The following is a 25,791-nucleotide window of genomic DNA, read 5'->3' on the forward strand; positions in this document are numbered from 1 at the left end:
CATGCTCTTTTTAATGTACTGGGAACTCAATAAAAACATATCGGTAAAGGAGAGATTAAAAGCAGCTGATATGTGGTTTCATATTACTTCTGATAATTTGGGAGTGATACTAGTAGATGCTAATTCAGCAGAAGATGTATCAAATTTAAATAATATGTGACGCATTGTATGCCCAGGAATTTTTAAAATGACAAAAGCCTCCCCTGCTCGGCCTGTTCAAGAAGCCATGAAAGCTACCAACCAACTTATCACCAAAATTAATTCAATCTAACGACTTTCAGGTGAGCTACTTTTTAGTAGCTCATTTTATTTTCTATAATCCATTTTCATAACAAATTTCTATAATTATCTTAAAATTACTTCCTTTTAAAAAACACTTGTTCGCTGAATTACACTTTAGAATAGAAACTATCACTTTAATAAACAGTAATTTAAATGCCAAATGTTAACCTATTTCAATTTATCGCTATTTATTGATGTTTTCAGCGAACACGTGTAAGCTAACTTTAATTTAATAACTTAAAGATCACAATGTCTCGCTCGATTTTAAAAACACTCTCTAAAACACTTTTCAACACAGACAGTTTTTCTGCTTTTGTTGCCCCATTTAATAAAGCGCTACCTCACACTAGCTCTGATGATTTTTTTGCAGCAAAAGTGACTCATATTTTTGATAATAATGATGAAATATTCACTTTATCTTTAAAAGTTGATTCAAAGTTTTATTTTTCACCTGGGCAATACGTCGAATTATTAGTAGAAATGAATGGCCGCTTTATTAAACGTTGCTTTAGTATTTCATCATCAATAGAACAGCTTAATAAGCACAATACAATTGACTTAACCATTAAAAAGCAAATATCTGGCAAAGTGACGCCTTGGCTAAGACAAAACCTAGCATTAAATACGCCAGTCGCAATCTCTCAAGCAAAAGGCGAATTTATTTTAAAGAGTAAAGCTAAAGACATGTTGTTTATTGCATCTGGTAGCGGTATTACACCTTTTAAAAGTTTACTTATGAGCCATTTAGCATCAGGAGAGCTTAAACAAGTCACTTTGATGTATTTTGAGCGTGGTGAAAAACATATATTTGTAAAAGAGTTTGAGCAATTAGCACAAAATTATCCGAATTTTAAACTCGTTAAAGTAAACACAGCAAAGCAAGGTCGTCTATCTGTCGCTCTGTTAAATAAATACTGTGATGATTTTACAAATAGAAATATACATTTATGTGGATCTGCAAACATGATCACAGACAATACGCTATTATTACTTAATAGCTCAGTCGCTAGAACACAAATATTCAGTGAGCAGTTCACGAGTATTCCGATCGCTGATTTAAATCTGAAACAAGATCGTATAATTAATTATCTAAAAAGTAATAAAACGGTATCTCAAGTTAAAGAAGAGCAAAATAACTTATTATCTGTGTCGCAAAGCAACGATATAAAAGCAAATTATGGTTGCGGCATTGGGATCTGTCATGAGTGTAAATGTAAAAAACACTCTGGTATTGTTTTTAATACCAAAACGCAAACATATTCAGATAATGGCGAAGAAGACATTCAACTTTGCATCAGTATTCCTGTCACACATGTATCGTTAGGACTGTAACAATGAACAAAATAAATGAAGAGCAGATGGCCAGCTTAGCATTAGAATTAAATACGGTACGCGATAAACAACTATCTGAAGTAGGACAAACAGATGCTAATTACATTCGAAATTTAATTAAATTGCAAAGAAGTGCTGAGATTATAGGTCGTACATTGATTTTACTTGGTTTTATTACCCCTATTCTTTGGGTTTTTGGTGTTTTATCTCTCTCATTATCAAAAATTTTAGATAATATGGAGATTGGTCATAATGTTTTACATGGTCAATATGATTGGATGAACGACCCCTATATTAACTCTCAAAAATTTGAATGGGATATTGCCTGTGATGCCGCGTCATGGCGCAGAGTACATAACTATGAACACCATACATATACAAATATTATTGGCAAAGATCGTGATTTTGGTTATGGTTTATTACGTTTAAGCAATGATTACCCTTGGCGCTTAAAGAATCTGTGGCAATCAGTTATTTACTTTATTTTAAGTGTATTATTTCAATGGGGTGTTTCTTTTCATGAGTTGGCAGGTGAACGGGTATTTTTTGGTAAAAAGAAAGATAACAGAGAAAGCAAAACATCTGATGAACAACTAAAAAAAGCTTTTTTTAGTAAAGGCGGTCGACAAATAGCAAAAGACTATATTCTATTCCCCGCTTTAGCCGGCCCATTTTTTCTTTGGGTATTAGCTGGAAATTTAGCCGCTAATATTATTCGTAATTTATGGACTTCAACGATCATATTCTGCGGTCACTTCACCTCAGGCTCTTTTACCTTTACTGAAAAAGAATGCGAAAATGAAAGCAAAGGTCATTGGTATTATCGTCAAATGTTAGGTTCAGCGAATATCACAGGTGGTAAAGTTTTTCATATATTGACTGGGCATTTAAGTTTTCAGGTTGAGCATCATTTATTCCCAGATGTACCCGCTCATAGGTATGTAGCTATGTCTAAAGAGGTTAAAGAAATCGCAGAAAAATATGGTATCCCTTACAATACGGGTGGATTTGCTAAACAATATTTTTCAGTCTTAAAACGTGTTTTTTATTTTTCATTCCCTGTAAGGGGCAACAAAACACTTTATCCTAAGTACAATGAGTTAGAATAATAATATTTTAATTATTTATTTTTAACTCAAAGGCTTCTTTTGCCTGAAGAAGCCTTTAAAACCACCATTTTTTTCAAATTTAATCACAGCGACATATGCGATATGCTCTTTAAAATTATCAGGGTAAGGCAGCATTACCTCTTGTGCATGCGTTATACCAGCATGATTTTGCCAAGTTACTATAAGTTCGCCCGCTTGATAATGCTTAATTGGAAACCCCGTACCACAATAACTTTTAGGTTCAACTAATGTGCATGCTACCATGCCTCCGGTAGCTTTAACTTTTAAAGATACCTGATAAATTTCAAAGTCAGTATCATTATAAAATGCTAACCCTGCGACTTCTAATTTATTATTAGTCGTTGTTTGGCAGCCTGATACGAATAGTAATATAAAAAATAGCATTGATTTCATCATTTTTACTTCGCTTTTATGTTATAAATACTGAAATTACAAAATATTATTACATAAAATGAAATTTAAAATATCAATTATATTTAGCTTTTATTTCCTATTATTCACTTTTTCTAATTCTAATCACGCAAATGAAAGCTGTGTTAATATTATTGCTAATGTTTCCAACCATCAAAATTTAATAGATAAAGGCACTTTTAGAGCGCACTTTACGCGTAATAAAGACATAGATTTAAATTTTGATTATGATGCTCAGACACCTTTTGCTGATTACCTTACGTTTGCCAAAAAAAATATAATACAATCAAATCCTAGAGCACTTATTAAATGTGATAAATATAAAACTTCAATGTTTAATAATTTATCCGCGCCACTTGAGCCTAATGTTGCCAATCTAATTGCCCCCTATGAGTTATCGCATAAAGATAATGATAGAGTGATTGTACTGATCCACGGTTTAACCGATACGCCTTATCATTTTCATGACTTATCTGAAAAATTTTATGACATGGGATTTGATGTGAGAACACTATTGTTACCAGGCCATGCTACAACAGCACATGAGTTATCTAAAATCAGCTATAAAGATTGGCAGCTTGCAACACGATACATTATTGAAAATAGTAAAAATAAATACAGTGAAGTTTTATTAGGGGGTTTTTCTACTGGTGGCGCACTTATTTTTGATTATCTGAAAAACAATAAAAAGAATGACAAAATAAAAGCTGCATTGTTTTGGTCATTAGGCAGTGAAGCAAAATCTTCAAGCGCGAAATACACGCCTTATCTTAATTATGTGCCATTTTTAACTTGGGTTGATAAAGCCGCTGATACTGATTTCGCTAAATATGAGTCATTTCCAATGAATGCAGCAGCACAGTTTTATAACTTAAGTGAACATGTCACTGAATTATTAGATGAATCATTAAATTCGGCTTTTGACATCCCATTTTATGCAGTCAGTAGCGATGTAGATAATACAATAAACAGTGAAACCTCTTATAAGTTATTTGCCAAATGGCAGCAACAAAGTAACGCAAAAAAATCCGTTATAACAAGATATAATACAAATTCGACAACAAATTCCAAAGGGACTGTTTGCGCTAGTGCAATAAATTGCAAAAGGGTGATCGATATCTCACATACAGGGATCACGAACTCTTACAATAACCCTTTATATGGGCTAAGTTCTGTATATCGTAATTGTGGTCATTACTTAGGTGAGCCAAAATTATACGCATCATGTTTAAAAACAGATACTTTTGGCGAAAATCATAAAAAAAATCTACATGATTTTGCGACAATTAATAAAACTATGGCTAGACTTACATTTAATCCACATTTTGATCAGATGATCAGTGACATCAAACAATTTTTACAAAATAATGCGCTGCTTAATTAGGGATATCGACTATGACTATGGAAATTATAAAAAACTACTTGCTATCTAAACCGGAAGCTAAAATTGATACACCTTTTGGCGAAGATGTGACTGTTTTTAAAGTACGCAACAAAATGTTTGCAACCCTATCAATTGGTAAAGCAGGCAATGGTGAAAATCAAGACTGGTGGGTTAATTTAAAATGTGACCCTGATGAAGCCCTTGCCCTTCGTGATATATTTGATGCTGTGATCCCAGGCTATCATATGAATAAAAGGTTATGGAACACAGTAATTCTTAATGGCTCAATCCCACAAGGTGAAATTGAGCGTATGATGGATAACTCTTATATGCTAGTTGTTAATAATATGCCTACAAAGGATAGAGAAGCAATAGAACTTCAACTTTAAACAACATGGTTTCAATTAAAGATAGAGAAGCTATAACCTTCAACATATGTTATTTCACGTTTAAGTATTTTAACTAACAGATTTATTGCAGATATATTTTAGCCTGATGGTTTAGGGCTTAACATTTGAAATGGCGGGTAATGATCTATAAATACTTTTTGCATTTATTGGAAAAGTAATATTATAAAAACGATTTTAGTTATCATACCCATCCCCTAAATTTTGATACTTTAAAATTATGGTATATGCCTTAATGAAATGCCATTTATAAAACTTTATAAAGAAGGGCCTGTAATAGGCCCCTTTGTCAGGATAATACAACAACTATTTTAAAATGAAGCTTAGAAAGACCCCCGGATCCCTAATGCATATCTAGGACCTGTTTCTGTTACTTCTAAAATTTGATTAGAGTATTGTGCAGTTTTAACTGTTAACTCATTTGTGATATTTATACCTTCAAAAAATACAGTTAAATTTTCATTTACATCATAACTACCGCTTATATCCACTTGCGCATAATCATTTACGTAATGACCATCACGCCATGAGCGTGGTTTAGATTGCATAAATCTATCTCGTTTGTTGTATGCGATACGAAATTGATAAGCATCTTTTTCATAGAATAAAATTAAGTTAGATGCATCGCCTAAACCAACTAATGGAAGAGGTTGTGATGGGTCATCTGCAGTGGATTCACTATCAACAAAAGTTTTATTTACGATTACACCTAAGCCATCAAGTGGTTCAGGTAAGTTTGTAAACATATGCTGAACTGCTATTTCATAACCTTCAATATCAGCTTGATCTGAATTAACAGGGCGAGAAATACGATAATCATAAGTACCACTTGGTACTGTTACTTTTTCATCCACTTCTTCAGTTGCTAAATAGCCATCAACATCTTTTTTAAACATAGCTACAGCAGCATAACTGCCCTCTTCATAATACCATTCTAGCGCTAAATCTAAATTTTTAGACTCAAATGGGCCAAGGTTAGGATTAGAACCCCAGCCAGTTAGATTATCTACTCGACCACCACCATAACCAGATTCTGGTGACATTTCATCCAGCTCTGGGCGTGTTATACTTTTTGAATACGCAAAACGTGCCACAATATCATCTGTTAACCCTAGCTTTGCATTCAAGCTTGGTAACCAATTATCGTAAGTATTTTTTACAGTTAATTCGGTGTAATCATCGCCTTCAATTGCTCTAACAACACCTTCTTCTGTTTCTGAAGGTTCTAAATCTAACAGTGGAATTGCAAAACCGATTGATTTACTTGTCGTTTGAACATATCTTAAGCCTGTTGTAACTGACCATGGCATTTGAGCTATTTCGCCATCAAGGTAAATATCAGCATATATCGCTTTAAGTTGTTCATTTACTTCATAAGTCCAAGGCACTTGGTGCATAGTATGACCATCGTTATCAGCCAATAATTTACGCACTTGTTCAGGGTCATCCATCATATCAATAACTTCATCGGAAGTGATGTAATCAAAAAAGTCCTCAGAATCAAAACTTAACCAGTTTTGTTCAGGATTGCCACTGGCACCAGATAAAAATCCATTGGCATCAAAATTATTAAATAGACTTTCTGGTAACATAATCGCATTGCTATTATCTCCCCATAACCAAGGTAGCGGACGTGTTGTTCTTTGATATCTGCTAGATAATGTTCTATCTGAAATCATTGCACCAAAGCCAACTTTTGCTAATACACCTTGATCTAATAACCAAATACCATCAATCTTAGATTCAAATACTTCATCTTCAACAATCGTACCTGAACGATCGCCCCAACCTGCTTTTAAACCTGATGTTGAATTATTACGATCAAATGATAAAACCGGTAATTGTGATCCAGAACTACGATCATATGTATAATCGCCTGGTCGTGACGCAACCGTATCCGTCATACCCGCTTTAGGATCCGAATCTGCTTGAGAGTAACTGATATCAAAGTTTAAATTTAAATCATCATTAAGATCCCAATCCATATTTAAGCCAAACGCTTTTAAAGTATTTGAAGTCTCAGACTGGCGTACCATAAAGTCGCTATTACTGCCTTTGCCCATAGAAAGTTTAACCACAGTACCATTTTCATCTAACTCAACATCTGTTAACTGATTTTTTGTAAACCAATGGGCTAAGATATCTTGCCGGTAATCAATTTCATATTTAGAATAAAGCGCATCAGCAGTTATCGTTAAGTTGTCTGTAGGTTGATATTGAAATACTAAATTACCACCTGTACGTTTACGCTCTTCTGTTTGCGCTATTTGATCGTAATTTTGTGGAAAATACACATCGTCGTAATACGTTCCGTCATCCATCGTTAAATCTGTATGCCAATAATAAGCAGTATTCGCTTCATCATAACGACTCTCACGTTCACTATGAGCAAAAGAAAATAATACACCAAATTTTTCATCATCAAACGTATTGCTGATCAAACCAGAAAATTGTGGTTTTGTACTACCAGACATATCATCATATTGTGCTTTAACAGTACCAATCGCTTTGAACCCATCAATATCAAAAGGTTTTAAAGTTGTGACATTTACCGTAGCGCCAATTGCACCTTCTTGTAAGTTAGCAGATTGTGTTTTATGTACTTCTGCACCACTAATTAATTCTGATGCCATAATATCAAAACTAAATGCACGACCACCGCTAGTTGTTGCAATCGTTCTTTTATTCATCAAAACAGATGTGAATTCCGGACCCATTCCTCGAACGGTTATCAATTGACCTTCACCACCAGTGCGGTCTATCGCTACACCAGTAATTCTCTGTAATGATTCTGCTACATTTTGATCTGGAAATTTACCAATGTCTTCAGCAGTAATCGCATCCACTACCGTGGCAGCTTCTTTTTTAATATCTCGAGATTTTATTAAACTGCCTCTAATACCACTCACTGCAATCACTTCGATGTCTTTGTTAGCTACTGCATTTGCATCTTCTTGTGCGATTACACTGCTCGCCATACCTAAATTGACTAGCAATAAAGATGACAAATAGCTCAACTTAAATTTTGTTTTAGTTTTCATTTTTTTTCCTCTGATACATACCCATTGAATTTATGGTTCTTTTGACCATTTATTTTTAACCTATAAATCAGCTAAGTCCTATTTATAGTATAAATATGACTTGATTGTAAATATAATATACAAAATATTATTTAGATAGAGATATTTGTCATCCAATGTAATTGAGGATGTTTTGGTTGGTTTTCTATATAGTTGTTTCTGTTATGGTTAAATATGGTTTGATGGAAAATGATATATTCAAGGTATTAAAGACGCTTCTGTAAAAATATACGTTTTACTCTCCGTTAGTGAGTATTTTTTATGGTAAACTCGATCATCATTTATTAATTTGTTCCGAGATAATCATAATAAAATGCAGCAGCCTCATCGCAATTTAACGCAACAATTAGTACAAGAATTAGGTAAATCAATTCTTCAAGGTAAATATAGCGTGGGAGGTAGTTTTCCATCTGAAGCTGAACTGAGTGTAGAATTTGATATAAGCAGAACTGCAACACGTGAAGCGGTTAAAATGCTTACAGCTAAAGGTTTGATTAGCTCTAGACCCAGAAAAGGTATTACTGTACTGGATATAAAACAGTGGAATCTATTTGATGCTGATATTCTACAGTGGATTTTACTTGGTAAACCTGATTTATATATGCTGAGACATTTTCAGCAATTACGTTTAGCAATCGAGCCAGAAGCCGCATTTTTAGCTGCTGAACATGCAACTTCTGACGATATCATACTGATTGAAAACGCTTTAAAAAGAATGAAACAAGCACATGAAGGGTATGATGATACCCACGAAGCAGATATTGATTTTCATAAAAGTGTATTAGTTGCCAGTAATAATCCATTTTTTAGTCAGCTAACACATTTCATCGAAATTGCACTTAAAATCAATATTCGTTTTACACAACGTTTAAGAGCGGTCACTGAAGATGAGTATCAAACCCATGCTGATATTCTAAACCATATTAAAAATAAAGATGCACAAGCCGCTTTTGACTGTGCGATGAAAACACAAAAAGAAACCATCAGACTCATTAATGAAAAAATTGCACTATTAAAGGATTAATCATGATAGATTTTCGCTCTGACACAGTTACTCGCCCTTGTACTTCCATGAAGCAAGCTATGTTTGATGCCCAAGTGGGTGATGATGTTTATGGCGATGATCCGACTGTTAATGCATTAGAGCGATGGACAGCTGCAAACCATGGATTTGAATCGGCTATTTTTTGTAGTTCAGGCACACAAGCAAATTTACTCGCTTTAATGTCACATTGTGAGCGAGGTGATGAATACTTATGTGGTCAACAAGCCCATAATTATAAATTCGAAGGGGGTGGTGCTGCAGTTTTAGGTTCAATTCAACCACAACCCGTTGAAAATGAAAACGATGGTACATTATGCTTTAAAAAGCTTGAAAGTTATATTAAACCGTTAGATCCCCATTTTGCCAGAACTAAGCTTCTGAGCTTAGAAAATACCATTAATGGTAAAGTACTTCCGCTTAGTTATCTTGAACAAGCACGTGAGTTTACCACTAAACATCAATTGCAATTACATCTAGATGGTGCGAGAGTTTACAACGCTAAGGTCGCGCTTGATGTGGATATTACTGAAATATCGAAACATTTTGATTCAATGACAATTTGTTTATCTAAAGGTTTAGGTGCGCCAATTGGTTCATTATTATTAGGTTCAAAAGAACTCATATCAAAAGCCAGAAGATGGAGAAAAGTGCTCGGTGGTGGCATGCGCCAAGCCGGTATTTTAGCTGCTGCGGCTAAAGTCGCTTTGACACAAAATGTCGAAAAGTTAAAACAAGATCATGCTAATGCGTTGTATTTAGCTCATTCTTTAGCAGATATTGATGGGATAAATGTTAATACAAAACATGTGCAAACCAATATGGCTTTTTTTAAACTAGATAAACCAGAAGCTATCAACAATATTGTACAAACACTTAAAGAAAAGAATATTTTAATTAGTACAGGTAATCCAGTGCGCCTTGTGACGCACTTAGATATCACTAAACAAGATATAGATATTTTTGTTAAAGAATTAAAAACATTGTTAGAGAATTAATTAAATTAAGCCTTTGCCAATATTCTATCTAAGTTATTGGCAAAGTTTTGTCTGTCTGTTTGACTAAGTGGTGCTTGACCACCAGTTTGTATACCACTTGAACGCATAGTATCCATAAAATCACGAATGTTTAATCGCTGTTTAATATTCTCGGTGGTATAAAGCTCGCCTCTTGGATTAAGTGCAATGCCCTCTTTTTCGATAACTTCAGCTGCTAATGGAATATCACCTGTTATCACGAGATCATTGGCTTGCATTCTTTTAACGATTTCATCATCAGCAACATCAAAACCAGAAGAAACTTGAATTTGATTAATAAAACGAGATGGGGGTGTTTTAATATATTGATTTGCAACTAAAGTGACTTGTATTTGTTTCCTATCTGCGGCTCTAAATAATATATCTTTAATAACCACAGGGCATGCATCTGCATCAACCCAAATTTTCATGTGTTTACTCTACTTTTTATTTGAATATTTCTTTGTTATCTCGAAGAACTTTACCCAGAGAATCATCTTCAGTTTATGCTTTTAAGTGCAATTTAAAATAGATTCCAGATAAAAACACTACGGGAATGACGATGTTTCAGGTTTACCTTGACCCGGAACTGGGATTATATCACTAAAAATATGCTTTACCATGCAGAGTACTGTAGCGAAGATAAATCCTTTATAAGTAAGGAGATTAATATCGTTAGGTGGGTTTGAATATGCCCCACCTATTTGAAAGTATAAATTGCAGCTACGAAGTGGCCTTAAAAAATCTGCGGGGCAGGTTTTTTTCTTTAAAAGTCACATTTTAAAATTTTCATGGGTTTATCAGCAGCTAAAACACAGCCTCTGGCTTCATCTGATGCCGCTTTACATTGTTTAAGCATTTTACTGCTACTTAGTGCTTGCTCACCGAGCACTTTTTTAGCATGACTAACTACTTTTTTACACTCACTCACAGGTACGGGATCAGCCTTACTGCAAGCAGTTAATGTTGCAATTGCGATAATTAAAACTGAAAGTTTATTTATTGATACCATGAATCAATTCCTCTGTTAACTTAATATCCTGAACACTTTTATTTAGCGTTCTGATTTTGATAATGTTTTTCAGTATAGTAGAGAATTAATTTTTTACAGTTTTCACTTCTGTTCTAAATATTCAACAGATTGCATTTCAGCTAATCGACTAAAAGTACGCTTAAACTCAAAATCAAGCGCCCCACCCCCATATAAATCATCAAGAGGTACTTCAGCGGCAATGTAAAGGTTAGAGTTTTGGTCGTAAAGCTCATCTACAAGGCTTATAAAGCGCCTAGCTGCGTCATCTTGTGTTGCATAACTTAATTGTCGCTCACCTGTTACAGTGGCTATAGCACCATCTTCGGTGCCTCTGGCTTTGATCCAACTTCTACATTGACCTCCAAGTAAAGGCACTTCACTTAAAAATATATTTTTATATTTAGATGCTAGTTCTATATAGTCTAATTGCGAACGGGGTCCATTACATAACGCATCAAAAGTAAACCAAGCTGTATTGCCTGAATGTGACTCGGCTTTAATTTCACGCCCTAATATCTTTACTATATTCTCTAATTCTTCATTTTTGTCTATGATCTGATAATACATATTTTTAAAGTCATCATGATTTAAAAAATATGTTTGTGAAAATTCCAAATGCCTTAGTCTATGATCTTGTTTACCATTTAAATGAAGCTCTGACGTATATTTATTTAATAAGGCGATTGTTGGTAAAAACTGCTCACGCTGCAGGCCATTTTCATAGAGTTTATTAATAGGAATATTTGAAGTAGCAACTAAAGTGACGCCTTGCTCAAATAGCGCTTCAAACAAACGACCCAAAATCATTGCATCGCCAATATCCGATACAAAAAACTCATCAAAACATATAACGCGACATTCTTTAGCAATATCACGCGCAATGCGTTTTAACGGGTTTTTATAGCCGGATTGTTGAAATAAGGCTTTATGAATTTTGGCCATAAAATGATGAAAATGCAGACGTAACTTTTTTTCATTTTCTAAACTATTAAAAAACATATCCATTAAAAATGTTTTACCTCGACCAACATCACCCCAAATATAAATACCTTGTGGCTGTTGTATGTGAGGATTATTTAATTCTTGATATAACAAGTTTAACTTTGTAACAGCAAGACTCTGTTGTTCATCTATTACATAGTTTGGCTGTTTTAATTGTTCTTGATATTGTTGCTGGGGAGACAAACGCATAGTATTTTTTAATAGATAATAAAAAAGGGTGATATTATCACCCTTATTAATAAAGCTAAAACTTTATTGTCTTTAACTAGCTCGCTAAAGCCGCTTTTACTTTATCTCGATAGCTTCGACTTACCTTTAGTTCTTGACCATTATCTAATACTAGCTGGTACTCTCCGCTGACTTGGGTCACTAGTTTGCTAATTTGCTTAGTATTAACGATTGCGCTTCTGTGCACACGTACGAATAGCTTAGGATCTAGCTCAGCTTCAAGTTCTTTCATCGTTTTACGTAAGATATGCGTTTTACCATCATTGGTATGTAAACACATATAATCACCTGCAGCATCAACCCATTGTATGGTGCCAGTGGGTACTCGTACTATTTCACCTTGCTCTTTTACAGCAATTGATTCTGGGAAGCGCTTTTCTTCAATTTTTGCTCCAGTTGCTAGTTTTTCTAAGATCTCTTCATAATTATTACCAGTTAGCCCTGCAACAAAATTTGCTAATTTATTTTTATGAACATTATCTTGCTGAGTTTTAAAAAAACTTTGCACCTTATCTACCGCCTGTTTTAGTCTGTTATCATCCACGGGTTTTAATAAGTAATCTAAAGCATGGTTTTCAAATGCATTTACTGCATACTGATCAAATGCCGTCACAAAAACAATTGCTGGCATATTTGATGAGAATTCAACTAACGCTTTAACTACCTCAAAGCCATTTTTCCCGGGCATTTGAATATCTAAAAAAATCAAATCAACTTGCTGTGATTGGCAAGCTTCAATTGCTTCGTCGCCATTTTTACATAACTGTATGATATCGATTTCGCTAAAATCTTTTAGTCTTACTGCCAAACCTTTACGTGCAAGTGGCTCATCATCAACAATTATTGTTTTGATACTATTCATTTGGCATTGCCTTTTTAGAAATTCTTTCATACGGAATACGGATATTAACTTTTAAACCTGAAGGTTCATTATTAGATAATACAAACGAATAGTTGTTCTCGTAAAGAGTCTTTAGTCGATCTTTTGTATTTGCTATCCCTACTCCTGATATTTTAGCCAATTGTCCGTCTTCTATTTCTGCACCTGGACCATTATCTACAACTTCTAACAATAGTTCATTTGCAAAAATTTGGGCTTTAATTTCTATCGTGCCACCGCTTATGGTGTTTGCAATGGCGTATTTAATTGAGTTCTCAATAATGGGTTGCAAAATCATACTTGGCACTAATGCTTCTTTTGCTGTATCACTTATTTCAACATTAACGGTAAGCCGATCTTCAAATCTAACTTCTTCTATTTCCAAATAGAGTTTCAGTGCATACAGCTCTTTTTCTAGCGGTACTTTTTTAATCGGATCGGTATTTAAAGTGTATCTTAAAAAGTCACTTAATTTTGATACCATTTGATTGGCATTTTTGTTTTCTTCAATCAAAATTAAAGTCGAAATGGCATTTAATGTATTAAATAAAAAATGAGGATTTAGTTGGTAACGCAGCATCTTTAATTGTGCTTCATGCGCCATATTTAATGCTTTAAGTGATTTTTGTCTTTCACTTTGCAATAGTTGATAGTACTTAATACCAAAATATAAACCACTCCAACATAGAATGATGTATACAGAGTCTAAACCTTGTTGAAAATAATAAAACCATTCATCAGGCCTAAAGCCATGTCTATATATTTCCCACAGATTGAATTTTTGCAGAACCGACCATAGCGTGCCAGTAATATATGAAGAGGTGAATACGACTGTTATCAATACCCAAGGGCCGGCATTCCATACTTTTCGATATAAATATCTAAGAGGAATCGTCATCAGACAGCCCGCATAAGCATTTAATATGATGACAAAGATATAAATATCGCGCATCTCAAATACTTTTGAGCCTATGTAATTTAATAGGGCATATCCTATCCAACCAGATACTTGTAAAACCCAAAAAAATCGTTGTCGGTTATCGACTAATTGCTGCCAGTTCAAAATCTTAATTTTATTATTCCATTTGTCTTTATTATAAATTCTGCAATCCAAAAAACACTGTCAGCTATCCTGATTTTATTACGATTAATCGCATTCCCCAAGCCACTTCTTGGTGGAAAAGTAAGACGAACTCAAGATATGCTTTAAATTAAATATAAAAAAAGGTATGAAGTTTTAAACCTCATACCTTTATTATTACGCCACATAGTGGCTTTCAAAAATATATGTGCAGCAAAGAGATTAGCCTAAACGGTTATCTGCAACTTTATATTTAGGATCTTCAATTACATTCACTTCAACTAAGTCTGCCGCTTTTGTTAGAAGCTCTTTACAATCTTCACTTAAGTGGCGTAAATGCAAAGTTTTACCTGTTGCAGCATAGCGTTCAACTAAAGTATCAATTGCTTCAATCGCGCTGTGATCTGTTACACGGCTATATTTGAATTCAATGATGATATCTTTTGGATCATTTTTAACATCAAAAAGCTCTAAAAAGTTATTTACTGAACCAAAAAAGATAGGACCATGTAATTCATAAACTTTAGAACCATTCTCATCTATATATGAATTTGTGTAAATGTGCTTAGCGTGTTCCCAAGCAAATACTAATGCAGATACAATCACACCCACACATACTGCAATGGCTAAATCAGTTGCAACAGTTACTGCTGACACTAGAATAATTACGAAAGCATCTGACTTTGGTACTTTTTTCATGATACGGAGACTTGACCATTCAAATGTGCCTAATACAACCATAAACATTACACCCACTAACGCAGCTAATGGGATCATTTCAATTAGGCTAGAACCAACAAGAATAAACGCAAGTAAGATTATTGCAGCACTAATACCCGATAAACGGCTACGTCCACCTGAATTAATGTTGATCATAGATTGTCCAATCATGGCACAACCACCCATCGCACCAAACATACCACATGTTACATTTGCAGCGCCTTGGCCAATACATTCTCTGTTGCCATTACCACGTGTTTGTGTAATTTCATCAATTAAAGTAAGCGTTAATAATGATTCAATTAAACCAATTGCAGCTAAAATTAATGCATAAGGTAAAATGATATATAAAGTTTCAAGTGTGAATGGTACTACTGGAATATGGAATGTTGGTAAACCACCAGCGATTGTCGCATTCATATCACCAGTCATGTCTTTTAAGAAATCAAGTACAGTACGAGATTCAAGGTCTAAACCAAACACTAAGCCTGTTACCACTACAATGGCAACAAGTGTTGATGGAATTGCTGTCGTTAATTTTGGTAAGAAATGAATAATTGCCATCGTTAATGCAATTAAGCCTAACATCAAGTATAAAGCTTCACCTTGCATCCACTGTAATGTGCCTGCTTCATCCATGACTTTAAACTGACCTAACTGCGCTAAAAAGATTACAATCGCAAGACCATTTACAAAACCGAGCATTACTGGATGCGGTACCATGCGAATAAACTTACCGAGTTTAAATATACCTGCCAGAATTTGTAATAAACCCATGAGCAATACGGTCGCAAATAGATATTCAACACCATGTACAGCAACTAAGCTCACCATCACTACTGCAAGTGCGCCTGTTGCACCTGAAATCATACCTGGGCGGCCACCAACAATAGCAGCAATTAAACCTACGATAAACGCAGCGTATAGACCTACAAGAGGTTCAACACCTGCAACAAAGGCAAAGGCAACAGCCTCTGGAACCAATGCAAGTGCAACAGTTAAACCCGATAAAATATCGTTTTTAGCTGATTTTGGAGCTTTTGACAGCAAATTAAACATTTAAGTCCCCAAAGACATTAATAATTTATTACAAAAAAGGGCGCGAATTTTAGCAAGTTAACGTGCTTTTCACAATTGATTTATTATTTAGTACATAGAATTAGTCACCTATGCTGCTTTATTTTAGTATGATTTATAAATTAAGGTAGTTGTTAACTTAGACTCACAAAATATTTTAATTAAATATTATTACTATATGATGTTTCCTGAAAAATCACAGATAAGTTTTTAAAAATATAATTACTGAAACCTCAAAGATTTAAGTATTAATTAAGATTAAATGACCAATTTAAAGATCTAAACAAGGTTTAAAACCGTACTGTAATTTGAAGTTATTTTTTTATAAGAGCGCACATCATGAAAAAATTAGCACTTTCGATTTATGATTATTACAAATATATATTTAACTCAAATAGAAACCCACTTAGACATATTCCAGATCCTGTGAGTCGTTTTTACATCATGACAATTTTAGCATCTTTGTGGAGTTTTTCATTTGCGTTATACATCGGCAGCATCATATATTTTGGCATAAGTGTTGCCGCACATATTATTTTACTTTTGATGTTTTTTTTCACAATGGCTGTATTCCACGATGCTGAAAAAAACCACTCTTCGTGGTTATTGAAATTACGTAGAAATAAACATTAAATTTAAATACAAAAACATCTACACATACCACTCTTGGATTCAACAATTAATCGCACTTAATTGTTGAACCCAAGAATTACAATAGCAACTGCATCTTTTGCTATTTGTATCTCCTTCACAAACTAGATAGTAAAGCTTAAAATTAATCGAACAACGATTCACCCCGAATAACAAAATCAAATCAGCATCTTCAAAAATATAAAAATGTTAATACGAGAAAATCACGAAGTCAGTGCCTATTCCTATATTTTTTAACCTCACTGAAATTTATTGCCGCCTAGCAAGGTCTTTTCCCACTGAATGAGCAACTTGCTCAATAAACAATGAATACAGGATCATCTTATATGACACTTTTACAAACAATGGCATCAAAGCTCATTTTGCTTAGCTTAGTTGTTTTTACGCATTTAAGCTTTGCTGAATCAATTGATATAGGTCCAGACATTGGTTTAAAAGCACCATTACTAGTCGCTTTAGATGAAAAAGGGCAACACGTTTCAACTAAATCTTTAACTGGTGAAAACGGGCTTATAATCCTATTTTTTCGTTCAGCAGATTGGTGTCCATTTTGTCAAAAACATTTAATAGAATTTAATGAGCAAGCTAATAACCTTAAAAGTCTAGGCTATGGATTAGCCGCAATTTCTTACGATAATGCAGGAGTGCTTAATACTTTCTCAAAAGAACATAAGATTATTTACCCTCTATTATCAGATATTGATGCTAAAACCATGAAAAATTACGATATTTTAAATAAGCAATATCAGGCCGGAAGCTCACATTACGGTATTCCATATCCTGGTGTTGTTGTAATCGATAATCAGGGCAAAGTGACGCATAAACATTTTTTTGAAGGTTATAAAAAGCGGGTTAAATTTACTAAATTATATAACAGTTTAAAGGCGTTATAATGCTATAAAAACAACAAGCGCTGATAGCGCTTGTTTTATAATCTGTATTTACAGTGGTAATGAAGTAGTACGTTTTACGCATGTCATAGTGACATTTGAATGCACTTCTTGCACATAGTCTAAGCATAATAAATTATCACGAACAAAATGCTCATAGCCTTCTATGCCTTTAGAGATTATTCTCAGCATAAAATCCATTGTCCCTGCCATAGAGTAACATTCTGTTACTTGCTCGTAGCTCATGATCAAGCGTTCGAATTCTGCGAGTTTATCACTACTATGATCTGACAAACGCACATGGGCATACACTAACATATCAAAACCAAGCATTTTAGGGTCTAGCAATGCTACTTTGCCGTTAATAAAACCTTCTTGCTCTAACCTTGAAATACGGCGCCAACAGGGTGATTGTGATAAACCTACTTTGTCGGCAATTTCAGCTGTAGATAAGCTTGCATCTTGTTGTAACAAAGAAAGGATTTGGCGATCCACTTGATTTAATGACATGATTTTTTCTTTTTTTCTCTTTTAATAGGTGAAATTATACATAAATTTTCTCTTTATACCAGTATCTGAAACAGATTAACCTCAGTATAAAGAAAAATATTGATTAAATTAATTTCAGTTAATTACTTTGTATTAAAACAGGATATTTTAAATAACTTTTATCGTAAAAAGGCGTTTGTTGGTAAAGCCAATTAAGTCGTGCTTTTTCATTTTTATTAAAGTCGCTATCTGTTGCTAATTTATGCTTAAACGCTTTAGCTATCTCAGGGTTAGTTTCCAGCATATCATTAGCAAAAGGTACTAAAGCATAATTTTCAACATATTCAGTGCGTTGAAATATAGTATTAAAATCTCCCCACTGAAAAAATGAGTCAGACGCTTCAGGTTGTAATAAGTGTACAGCTAATTTACCTAAGGTTTGTGCTGTTTCAACTTTATACCAATTATCTAAATGAGTTTTCGGCAATTTTTTATATTCAAAACTGGCAGATACACGCATTCTGCCTTCAAATGGCAATTTATCAAATTCAAACTCTGTTACACTTGCTTGTTTTAAACCTTCAAGTTTAGCGTTAACTTGTGTTACTTCAATACCCTGAAGTTGCAGTTTAGTCACTATATTTTTGTACTGTGACGGAATGTAATATGCCTTTGGTACTTTAACCTGAGCTTTTACTTCTTTTTGCCAGTATATAGGTAAATTATCGTAGTGAATTTTTTCGCCGATATATTTGACTTCTTGATGATCACTTAAGTCACTATGAAAAGTTTCATATTTTATACCTTTAAATGACATTAAATCGGCTTGTTTGCTATAACCTCTTTGTACCACAAGTTGTTCAGGTAAATGTGTTTGTTCATGTTTTACTGCACTTGCGAGCTCAGTATCATATTTTGATAAGGCATCAATAATGCCATCAATAAATACATATGTGCCTAAAACACGTTGTTTGTATGGCTTTAAAGAGTGATTTTCAACAAGAATACTCGGTAAGTTTCTTAAGTCGCCCCAACCGTTTGAATACCTTGGTGTTGCAACCCAACCCGCTAAACCTTGTTTAAAATCGCGTTTGTTCATTACAAACACTAACGGGCCTGGAATATGACCTGATTTAGCAAGTTTGTTATCTAATAGAGGTTTGAATTTTTCTTCTAACACTTTTGAAATAAGCGGTGATTCGCTAGCGAAAGTTGGCATATAGCCATAGGTAATATCGTATTGATAATCTGCACCGTCAGTCACATGAATATCGATATATAAATCTGGATTATATTTATTTACTACCTCTACAAGTGCTCTAACACCTGGTGTATCTAACTTAGTGTAATCACGATTTAAATTAAGATTTTTGCTATTTGTTCTAAAGCCCATTTCAACTGGGCCTCTTTGGTTTATACGGTTAAACCGACTACTACGCTCATGACCATCAACATTTAATATTGGTATAAATAAGATATTAACGCGCTTTAATATATCATGTCTTTTGCCTTCACTGATATCTCTAAGCAGCATAAAACTTGCGTCTTTACCGTCTATTTCACCTGAATGAATACCTGCCTGTAATAGTACTGTTGGTTTATCATTATCAAGATCACCATTTTCACTTGCTATCAACATTTTAATGTCGCGGTTTTGAGAGCTCAAACCAATTGTTGTAATTGAAAACTGTTTTTTGTTACTTAATGCCAGCTTATCTAGATAAACCATCGTTTGTTGATAATTAGGTGACACTTTACCTAAAGATTTTTCAAAATCTGTTAAAAGATCACCGCTTGTTGTCATCAGTCTTTCGCTTTGGCCTTGCCATTTTATAAGGGGCGGTAAATGTGCATCAGTTGAAACAGCACTGATAGCCGAAAATGACGAAACGAGTGCACAGGTAGTAAATACAACTGAAGGTGTTTTTAATAAAGACGAAAACATAAACTACTCTATAATTAATGTATTACTGGCTTTTAATTCTCTCAACGCAAAATTGAATTTTTGCATTAAATGGCCACAAGATACATATTGTTGACTACAAACCAAATAGATTGGTTGATTCGATAAATAATTAACATAACTTAATTTTGTATTATCAACTTCATCAGAAAACCAGTCTTCAAGCAAACTTTTCGCGACTAGTGGCTCAATTAATAAGAGATCAGTTTCTCCCGCTAATAGTTTTTTTATCCCTTCATAATCAGAAATACTCGAAACTAATTTTAATTGCGATTTGTAATCATCAAAATAGTCGCCGTAGCTGTACCCTTTTGTTATACCAATTGAATAGCGACGAAGTTGATCTATACGCTCTAGTTTAAGTTTTGTATTTTTACGATACAAGAAACTGGTATTGAGTGAGGTAATGGGATCGGAAAATATCCAGTTCTTTGTCCGTTGCTCTGTTTTATACCACATAAATGAAAAACTATTACCTTGCGTGATAGCAAGCTCAGTCTCTGGCCAACTCATAAATTGATACTTTACTTGATACCCTTGCATCTTAAATATATCAGTGACTATTTTAGCTAATTTTCCTTTGTTATTTTTGCGCCCATCTATATAAGGCGGATAATTATCAACACTTAAAGTAATCTTATCTTTAGCATGCACTTTCATTGAAATAGACAAAGATGAAAGTAAAAAAATATATAATAAATTTTTAAACATATAAACAACCTAATGCTCTGAATAAACTCACTATACCCAAATTAAGAATGAATACGAATTTGTTTTTTATTTTGAGTATACTCGTTCATGTTTAAAGATGTATTTTGATTTTAATATAAGGCTCATATGAAAAAATCTATTTTAATTACAGGCTGCTCTTCGGGTATTGGTCTATATTGTGCTCAAAAACTCCATGAGCAAGGCTATAATGTAATTGCTAGCTGCAGAAAACAAAGTGATGTTGATAAGTTAAAAAGCCTAGGTTTAACCTGTATCCAATTAGATTTGGCCAATAGTGAGAGTATCAATCAAGGTTTCAAACATGCTTTAAGCCTGCTTAACGGTAAACTAGACATATTATTTAACAACGGTGCATACGGACAACCTGGTGCTGTTGAGGACTTACCAACTGATGTACTAAGGCAACAGTTTGAAACAAACTTATTTGGCTGGCACGAATTAACATTATTAGCGCTTAAACATATGAGGCAATCAAACTCTGGTCGCATTATTCAAAACTCATCCGTATTAGGTTTAATCGCTCTGCCCTATCGCGGCGCTTATAATGCCAGTAAATTCGCATTAGAAGGCTTAACCGATACATTAAGAATGGAGCTGAAAGAAACTAATATACAAATTAGTTTAATAGAGCCTGGCCCAATAAAATCTCAATTTAGAGTCAATGCGTTAAAAGCATTCAATGAACATATAGACGTAGCCAATAGCTATCACAGAGACAATTATTTATTACAGCAACAAAGATTAGAAAAACAGACTAAGACCAGTGCTTTTACCTTAGAACCTGAAGCGGTTTACAAATGTTTATATCATGCAATTGAGCGTAAAAAGGCAAAACCCAGATATTATGTGACATTCCCAACATATTTATTTGGTTATTTAAAACGATTCATTTCAACCAACATGCTAGATAAATTGTTATATAAGAGTAAATAAGGTGCTAGGTGCTAGGTGCTAGGTGCTAGGTGCTAGGTGCTAGGTGCTAGGTGCTATCAAATTATAAAAAACAAAAAGGGAGCCAAGGCTCCCTTTTAACAGCTTTTAATCAAAAAAGATTAAGCAGCTAAACCTTCTTTTGCTTTATTTACTAAAGCAGTGAAAGCAACTTGGTCATAAACAGCGATATCTGCAAGGATCTTACGATCGATTTCTACAGAAGTTTTCTTAAGACCGTTGATGAAACGGCTGTAAGAAAGACCATTTTGACGTGCAGCAGCATTGATACGTGCAATCCAAAGACGACGGAAAGTACGTTTCTTAGCGCGACGATCGCGGTAAGCGTATTGACCCGCTTTAGTTACTGCCTGAAAAGCTACGCGGTAAACACGTGAACGTGCTCCGTAATAACCTTTAGCTTGTTTTAATACTTTTTTGTGACGTTGACGTGCGATAACACCGCGTTTAACTCTTGCCATTTTAAAAAACCTCTATTAAGCGAATGGTAACATACGTGAAACAAGACCATGGTCATTTTTATGAACCATTGTCTTAGGACGTAAGTGAGCCTTACGCTTAGAAGATTTCTTAGTCAAAATATGACGAAGATGCGATTGTTTACGTTTAAAACCGCCAGAAGCAGTCTTTTTAAAACGCTTAGCAGCGCCACTGTGGCTTTTAAGCTTATAGCCCATTGCAATAACTCCAAATGTATTGCGTTATATAAAGTAAGCAGGCGGATAATGCAAAGATCATCACTTGTATGGCCAAACTTACTACGAATTCCGGCGAATATTTATCTAGCAAGCTAGATACAATATTACTTTTATTGGCCGGTTAAATCAGGTGAAGGTACATTAAAAATGTACCTTAACTTGTATACCTAATTTAAATTTAGGTTTAAATGCTTGCGCATTTAAAATTACTTTTTAGCTACTGGAGACATCATCATAACCATTTGACGGCCTTCGGCACGTCTTGGGAATGATTCAACTTGTGCTATCTCTTGTAAATCGTCTTTAATACGATTTAATAAAGTGATACCAATGTCTTGGTGAGCCATTTCACGTCCACGGAAACGAATTGTAATTTTAGCTTTATCACCAGCTTCTAGGAACTTAGTTAAGTTACGTAGTTTTATCTGGTAATCGCCTTCGTCAGTACCTGGACGGAATTTGATTTCTTTTATTTGGACTTGTTTTTGCTTTTTCTTTTGTTCTTTTTGAGCTTTGCTCTCTTCGAACAAGAATTTGCCGTAATCCATCACCCTACATACTGGTGGTTCGGCATTAGGGCTAATTTCAACTAAATCAACGCCGCTTTCATCTGCTTTTGCAAATGCTTCTGCAAGCGTTACAATGCCAATTTTCTCGTTATCTAAACCGATTAATCGAACTTCTCTAGCTGTGATATCATCGTTTAGCTTATGCTTTTGAGCTGCTTGTTGATTTTTTTTGCCGCCTCTAATGGGACCTTCCTCCAAAAAATATATAAATAAATGCGGTATGTTTATTTTTGATACCGCATCACTTTTTTAATTATACTGCATTAAGCGCGATTTTTAACTTCTTCGCTTAATTTATTAATAAATTCGTCAACTTTAAATTTACCTAAGTCTTCACCTGAACGAGTTCTTACAGCAACTTCGTTTTCTTCTACTTCTTTGTTACCAACAACAAGCAGGTAAGGAATACGTTTTAAAGTGTGCTCGCGGATTTTAAAGCCTATCTTCTCATTTCTCAAGTCCGATTTTGCTCTAAAGCCCATTTTATTCAATTTATTTACTGTTTCTTGTACAAAATCGGCTTGTTTATCGGTTATATTCATAACAACAACTTGTTTTGGTGCTAACCAAGTTGGGAATTTACCAGAATACTCTTCCGTTAAAATACCGATAAAACGCTCTAATGAACCTAAAATTGCTCTGTGGATCATTACTGGTGTTTGGCGTTCATTATTTTCATCTACGTAAGTTGCGCCTAAACGACCTGGTAATGCAAAATCTAATTGCACTGTACCACATTGCCAAGCACGACCTAAACAGTCATATAATGTGAATTCAATTTTAGGGCCGTAGAAAGCGCCTTCACCTGGTAGGTATTCAAATTCAATATCATTAGCTTTTAACGCATCAGCAAGAGCTTTTTCAGATTTATCCCAAGTTTCATCATCACCTATACGCTTTTCAGGACGAGTTGATAATTTAACAACTATGTTATCAAAACCAAAAGTTTCGTATGTATCGTAAACCATTTTAATACATGCAGATACTTCGTCCATTACTTGATCTTCAGTACAGAAGATATGTGCATCATCTTGTGTAAAACCACGTACGCGCATTAAGCCATGTAATGCACCTGATGGTTCATTACGGTGACAACAACCAAACTCAGCCATACGTAATGGTAAATCACGGTAAGATTTTAAACCTTGGTTAAATATCTGAACATGACCTGGGCAGTTCATAGGTTTAATCGCATATTCGCGTTTTTCAGATGTCGTTGTAAACATTGCATCTGAGTATTTATCCCAGTGACCTGATTTTTCCCAAAGAGAGCGATCCATCATTAATGGACCTTTTACTTCTTCGTAATCATAATGACGTAGTTTTTCTCGAACAAAGTTTTCAAGCTCTAAGTAAAGATTCCAACCATCGTTATGCCAAAATACCATGCCCGGCGCTTCTTCTTGCCAATGCCATAAATCAAGTGCTTTACCAATTTTACGGTGATCACGCTTTTCAGCTTCTTCTAAACGCTGGATATATGCTTTTAATTGTTTTTTATCAGCCCATGCTGTGCCGTAAACACGTTGTAGCATTTTGTTATCTGAATCGCCACGCCAATATGCGCCTGCAACTTTCATTATTTTAAAGTGCTGACAGAATTTCATGTTTGGTACGTGAGGACCACGACACATATCGATATATTCTTCATGATGATAAAGTGCTGGCGTATCTTCTTTAGAGATATTCTCATCTAAGATCTCAAGTTTATAACTTTCGCCACGCTCTGAAAATGCATCATACGCATCTTGCCAAGTGCCTGTTTTCTTAACTACTTGGTAGCCCGTTTTAGCAAGCTTAGTCATGCGTTTTTGTAATTCATCTAAATCGTCTTGTGTAATTGAATGCTCAAGATCGATATCGTAGTAAAAACCATTATCAATAGTTGGACCAATCGCCATTTTTACATCTGGGAACATTTGCTTAATAGCATGTCCAAGTAAATGCGCACATGAGTGACGAATAATTTCTAAACCATCATCATCTTTAGCGGTGATAATTTCCAAACGGCTATCTTGGGTCATAACTTCACAAGCGTCAACACGCTCGCCATCAATACGACCTGCGATGGTTGCTTTAGCTAGGCCTGGACCTATATCATTTGCAACATCTAAAACTGAAACTGGGTTTTCAAAAGCTCTTTGACTACCATCTGGAAGTGTAATTACTGGCATTTTATATCCTTTATTACAGTGGTGACACCTACAATGCGTCACATGTAATTTTTACTTTTAATAGGTTTTATAACTCAAATAGTGAAACTTTCTTACGATGAAGATCATTATTAAAGTAATGTTATGTTATTTATTATTTGCCTGTGAAATTCACAGGAGTCGTATTGTCTTAAACCTGAGACAAAAATACAATAGTTTACCTTGCTTATCTGACGCTATTTTAATAGTTCATGATCTTTAGGCAGCTGTTTAGATATCCAAACTGCAAGTCTATGCTTCATATTAAGTTGATTTTCATCTTCTTCTTTAAGCGGCTGTATTAACTTATCACTCACTAATAAGCGATATAGGCTTTCAATTTTTTCTTTAGCTGAATTAGTACCTGAGAACTTTTTATACCCACGATTATTTGCATATACTTCACCAATAATAATCGCTTGTTTTAACAGAGCTGTTTCATTTTTAAGCTTTTTCATTTTAATTCCTTTACGTCGATTATGATTGGAAATATTAATTTCGACTCAAGCTTATTCAATGTCATTATCTATGTAAATACTTATACTCATTCA

The 25,791-nt window shown here is 34.4% G+C and carries 26 protein-coding genes; 10 read left to right on the forward strand and 16 right to left on the reverse strand.

Translation table 11 applies throughout. The features are described from left to right. Nucleotide 1: 1 nt before the first annotated feature. The 3 genes from KO527_RS25785 to KO527_RS04265 all read left to right on the forward strand — a co-directional run bounded on the left by KO527_RS25785 (nucleotide 2) and on the right by KO527_RS04265 (nucleotide 2,723). Nucleotides 2-160, forward strand: a complete 159-nt coding sequence (locus tag KO527_RS25785) for a hypothetical protein (protein ID WP_252733393.1) — start codon at nucleotides 2-4, stop codon at nucleotides 158-160. Nucleotides 161-531: 371 nt separating this feature from the next. Then, nucleotides 532-1,614, forward strand: a complete 1,083-nt coding sequence (locus KO527_RS04260) for an FAD-binding oxidoreductase (protein ID WP_216039127.1) — start codon at nucleotides 532-534, stop codon at nucleotides 1,612-1,614. A 2-nt stretch (nucleotides 1,615-1,616) separates the two neighbouring features. Next, nucleotides 1,617-2,723, forward strand: coding sequence for an acyl-CoA desaturase (locus tag KO527_RS04265; RefSeq protein ID WP_216039128.1), 1,107 nt, complete (start codon nucleotides 1,617-1,619; stop codon nucleotides 2,721-2,723). 21 nt (nucleotides 2,724-2,744) lie between these two features. Here KO527_RS04265 and KO527_RS04270 read toward each other — a convergent pair whose 3' ends face one another. Then, nucleotides 2,745-3,140, reverse strand: a complete 396-nt coding sequence (locus KO527_RS04270; protein WP_216039129.1) for a hypothetical protein — start codon at nucleotides 3,138-3,140, stop codon at nucleotides 2,745-2,747. A gap of 55 nt (nucleotides 3,141-3,195) precedes the next feature. On the opposite strand from KO527_RS04270, the gene KO527_RS04275 reads away from it, so the two are divergent. Further along, entirely contained in the window at nucleotides 3,196-4,539 is a 1,344-nt protein-coding gene (locus tag KO527_RS04275) for an alpha/beta hydrolase (protein WP_216039130.1), read from the forward strand. A gap of 11 nt (nucleotides 4,540-4,550) precedes the next feature. Continuing rightward, nucleotides 4,551-4,928: an MmcQ/YjbR family DNA-binding protein gene (locus KO527_RS04280; RefSeq protein ID WP_216039131.1), complete on the forward strand. Its 378-nt coding sequence runs from the start codon at nucleotides 4,551-4,553 to the stop codon at nucleotides 4,926-4,928. A 341-nt stretch (nucleotides 4,929-5,269) separates the two neighbouring features. Here KO527_RS04280 and KO527_RS04285 read toward each other — a convergent pair whose 3' ends face one another. Continuing rightward, the gene (locus KO527_RS04285; protein ID WP_216039132.1) at nucleotides 5,270-7,987 is read right to left on the reverse strand and encodes a TonB-dependent receptor; all 2,718 of its coding nucleotides are present in this window, start codon (nucleotides 7,985-7,987) and stop codon (nucleotides 5,270-5,272) included. Nucleotides 7,988-8,339: 352 nt separating this feature from the next. On the opposite strand from KO527_RS04285, the gene KO527_RS04290 reads away from it, so the two are divergent. Together KO527_RS04290 and ltaE are read left to right on the forward strand one after the other, a co-directional pair. Next, nucleotides 8,340-9,050 carry a FadR/GntR family transcriptional regulator gene (locus KO527_RS04290; protein ID WP_042144440.1) on the forward strand — a complete coding sequence of 237 codons (711 nt, stop codon included), beginning with the start codon at nucleotides 8,340-8,342 and terminating at the stop codon, nucleotides 9,048-9,050. A gap of 2 nt (nucleotides 9,051-9,052) precedes the next feature. Beyond that, on the forward strand, nucleotides 9,053-10,066 hold the full coding sequence (gene ltaE / locus KO527_RS04295; protein WP_216039133.1) for a low-specificity L-threonine aldolase: 1,014 nt from the start codon (nucleotides 9,053-9,055) through the stop codon (nucleotides 10,064-10,066). 5 nt (nucleotides 10,067-10,071) lie between these two features. Here the strand turns inward: ltaE and KO527_RS04300 are convergent, their stop codons facing one another. The 6 genes from KO527_RS04300 to KO527_RS04325 form a co-directional block, all read right to left on the reverse strand. After that, nucleotides 10,072-10,515: a YaiI/YqxD family protein gene (locus KO527_RS04300; protein ID WP_042144108.1), complete on the reverse strand. Its 444-nt coding sequence runs from the start codon at nucleotides 10,513-10,515 to the stop codon at nucleotides 10,072-10,074. A 335-nt stretch (nucleotides 10,516-10,850) separates the two neighbouring features. Beyond that, complete coding sequence (locus KO527_RS04305) at nucleotides 10,851-11,096, reverse strand: hypothetical protein (protein WP_252733394.1); 246 nt, start codon at nucleotides 11,094-11,096, stop codon at nucleotides 10,851-10,853. Between the two features lie 102 nt (nucleotides 11,097-11,198). Continuing rightward, on the reverse strand, nucleotides 11,199-12,308 hold the full coding sequence (gene zapE / locus KO527_RS04310) for a cell division protein ZapE (protein ID WP_216039134.1): 1,110 nt from the start codon (nucleotides 12,306-12,308) through the stop codon (nucleotides 11,199-11,201). Between the two features lie 76 nt (nucleotides 12,309-12,384). Then, complete coding sequence (locus tag KO527_RS04315; protein WP_216039135.1) at nucleotides 12,385-13,209, reverse strand: LytTR family DNA-binding domain-containing protein; 825 nt, start codon at nucleotides 13,207-13,209, stop codon at nucleotides 12,385-12,387. Next, nucleotides 13,202-14,290, reverse strand: a complete 1,089-nt coding sequence (locus KO527_RS04320) for a histidine kinase (RefSeq protein WP_216039136.1) — start codon at nucleotides 14,288-14,290, stop codon at nucleotides 13,202-13,204. The genes KO527_RS04315 and KO527_RS04320 overlap by 8 nt, the downstream gene beginning before the upstream one ends. Nucleotides 14,291-14,530: 240 nt before the next feature. Then, nucleotides 14,531-16,087 carry a SulP family inorganic anion transporter gene (locus tag KO527_RS04325; protein ID WP_216039137.1) on the reverse strand — a complete coding sequence of 519 codons (1,557 nt, stop codon included), beginning with the start codon at nucleotides 16,085-16,087 and terminating at the stop codon, nucleotides 14,531-14,533. A gap of 357 nt (nucleotides 16,088-16,444) precedes the next feature. Here KO527_RS04325 and KO527_RS04330 point away from each other — a divergent pair, with 357 nt between their 5' ends. Then, on the forward strand, nucleotides 16,445-16,738 hold the full coding sequence (locus tag KO527_RS04330; RefSeq protein WP_216039138.1) for a hypothetical protein: 294 nt from the start codon (nucleotides 16,445-16,447) through the stop codon (nucleotides 16,736-16,738). Nucleotides 16,739-17,082: 344 nt separating this feature from the next. Further along, complete coding sequence (locus KO527_RS04335) at nucleotides 17,083-17,649, forward strand: peroxiredoxin family protein (RefSeq protein WP_252733396.1); 567 nt, start codon at nucleotides 17,083-17,085, stop codon at nucleotides 17,647-17,649. 48 nt (nucleotides 17,650-17,697) lie between these two features. Here the strand turns inward: KO527_RS04335 and KO527_RS04340 are convergent, their stop codons facing one another. From KO527_RS04340 to KO527_RS04350, 3 genes are all read right to left on the reverse strand, one after another. Further along, nucleotides 17,698-18,156: an Lrp/AsnC family transcriptional regulator gene (locus KO527_RS04340; protein WP_042144098.1), complete on the reverse strand. Its 459-nt coding sequence runs from the start codon at nucleotides 18,154-18,156 to the stop codon at nucleotides 17,698-17,700. A 118-nt stretch (nucleotides 18,157-18,274) separates the two neighbouring features. After that, the gene (locus tag KO527_RS04345) at nucleotides 18,275-20,080 is read right to left on the reverse strand and encodes a M14 family metallopeptidase (protein ID WP_216039139.1); all 1,806 of its coding nucleotides are present in this window, start codon (nucleotides 20,078-20,080) and stop codon (nucleotides 18,275-18,277) included. Nucleotides 20,081-20,083: 3 nt separating this feature from the next. After that, entirely contained in the window at nucleotides 20,084-20,809 is a 726-nt protein-coding gene (locus tag KO527_RS04350; protein WP_216039140.1) for a transporter substrate-binding domain-containing protein, read from the reverse strand. Between the two features lie 126 nt (nucleotides 20,810-20,935). Here KO527_RS04350 and KO527_RS04355 point away from each other — a divergent pair, with 126 nt between their 5' ends. After that, the gene (locus KO527_RS04355; protein WP_216039141.1) at nucleotides 20,936-21,763 is read left to right on the forward strand and encodes an SDR family oxidoreductase; all 828 of its coding nucleotides are present in this window, start codon (nucleotides 20,936-20,938) and stop codon (nucleotides 21,761-21,763) included. A gap of 119 nt (nucleotides 21,764-21,882) precedes the next feature. Here the strand turns inward: KO527_RS04355 and rplT are convergent, their stop codons facing one another. The 5 genes from rplT to KO527_RS04380 all read right to left on the reverse strand — a co-directional run bounded on the left by rplT (nucleotide 21,883) and on the right by KO527_RS04380 (nucleotide 25,698). Beyond that, complete coding sequence (gene rplT / locus KO527_RS04360) at nucleotides 21,883-22,242, reverse strand: 50S ribosomal protein L20 (protein ID WP_042144090.1); 360 nt, start codon at nucleotides 22,240-22,242, stop codon at nucleotides 21,883-21,885. Between the two features lie 15 nt (nucleotides 22,243-22,257). Continuing rightward, on the reverse strand, nucleotides 22,258-22,458 hold the full coding sequence (rpmI, locus tag KO527_RS04365; protein ID WP_042144088.1) for a 50S ribosomal protein L35: 201 nt from the start codon (nucleotides 22,456-22,458) through the stop codon (nucleotides 22,258-22,260). Nucleotides 22,459-22,685: 227 nt separating this feature from the next. Further along, nucleotides 22,686-23,246, reverse strand: a complete 561-nt coding sequence (infC, locus tag KO527_RS04370) for a translation initiation factor IF-3 (RefSeq protein WP_082305722.1) — start codon at nucleotides 23,244-23,246, stop codon at nucleotides 22,686-22,688. 65 nt (nucleotides 23,247-23,311) lie between these two features. After that, a complete protein-coding gene (gene thrS, locus KO527_RS04375) occupies nucleotides 23,312-25,222 on the reverse strand; it encodes a threonine--tRNA ligase (protein WP_216039142.1) in 1,911 nt (636 codons plus the stop codon). 215 nt (nucleotides 25,223-25,437) lie between these two features. Next, complete coding sequence (locus KO527_RS04380) at nucleotides 25,438-25,698, reverse strand: DUF5062 family protein (RefSeq protein ID WP_216039143.1); 261 nt, start codon at nucleotides 25,696-25,698, stop codon at nucleotides 25,438-25,440. Nucleotides 25,699-25,791 lie beyond the last annotated feature (93 nt).

The sequence above is a fragment of the Pseudoalteromonas sp. C2R02 genome (genome assembly GCF_018860845.1).
Classification (GTDB): domain Bacteria; phylum Pseudomonadota; class Gammaproteobacteria; order Enterobacterales; family Alteromonadaceae; genus Pseudoalteromonas.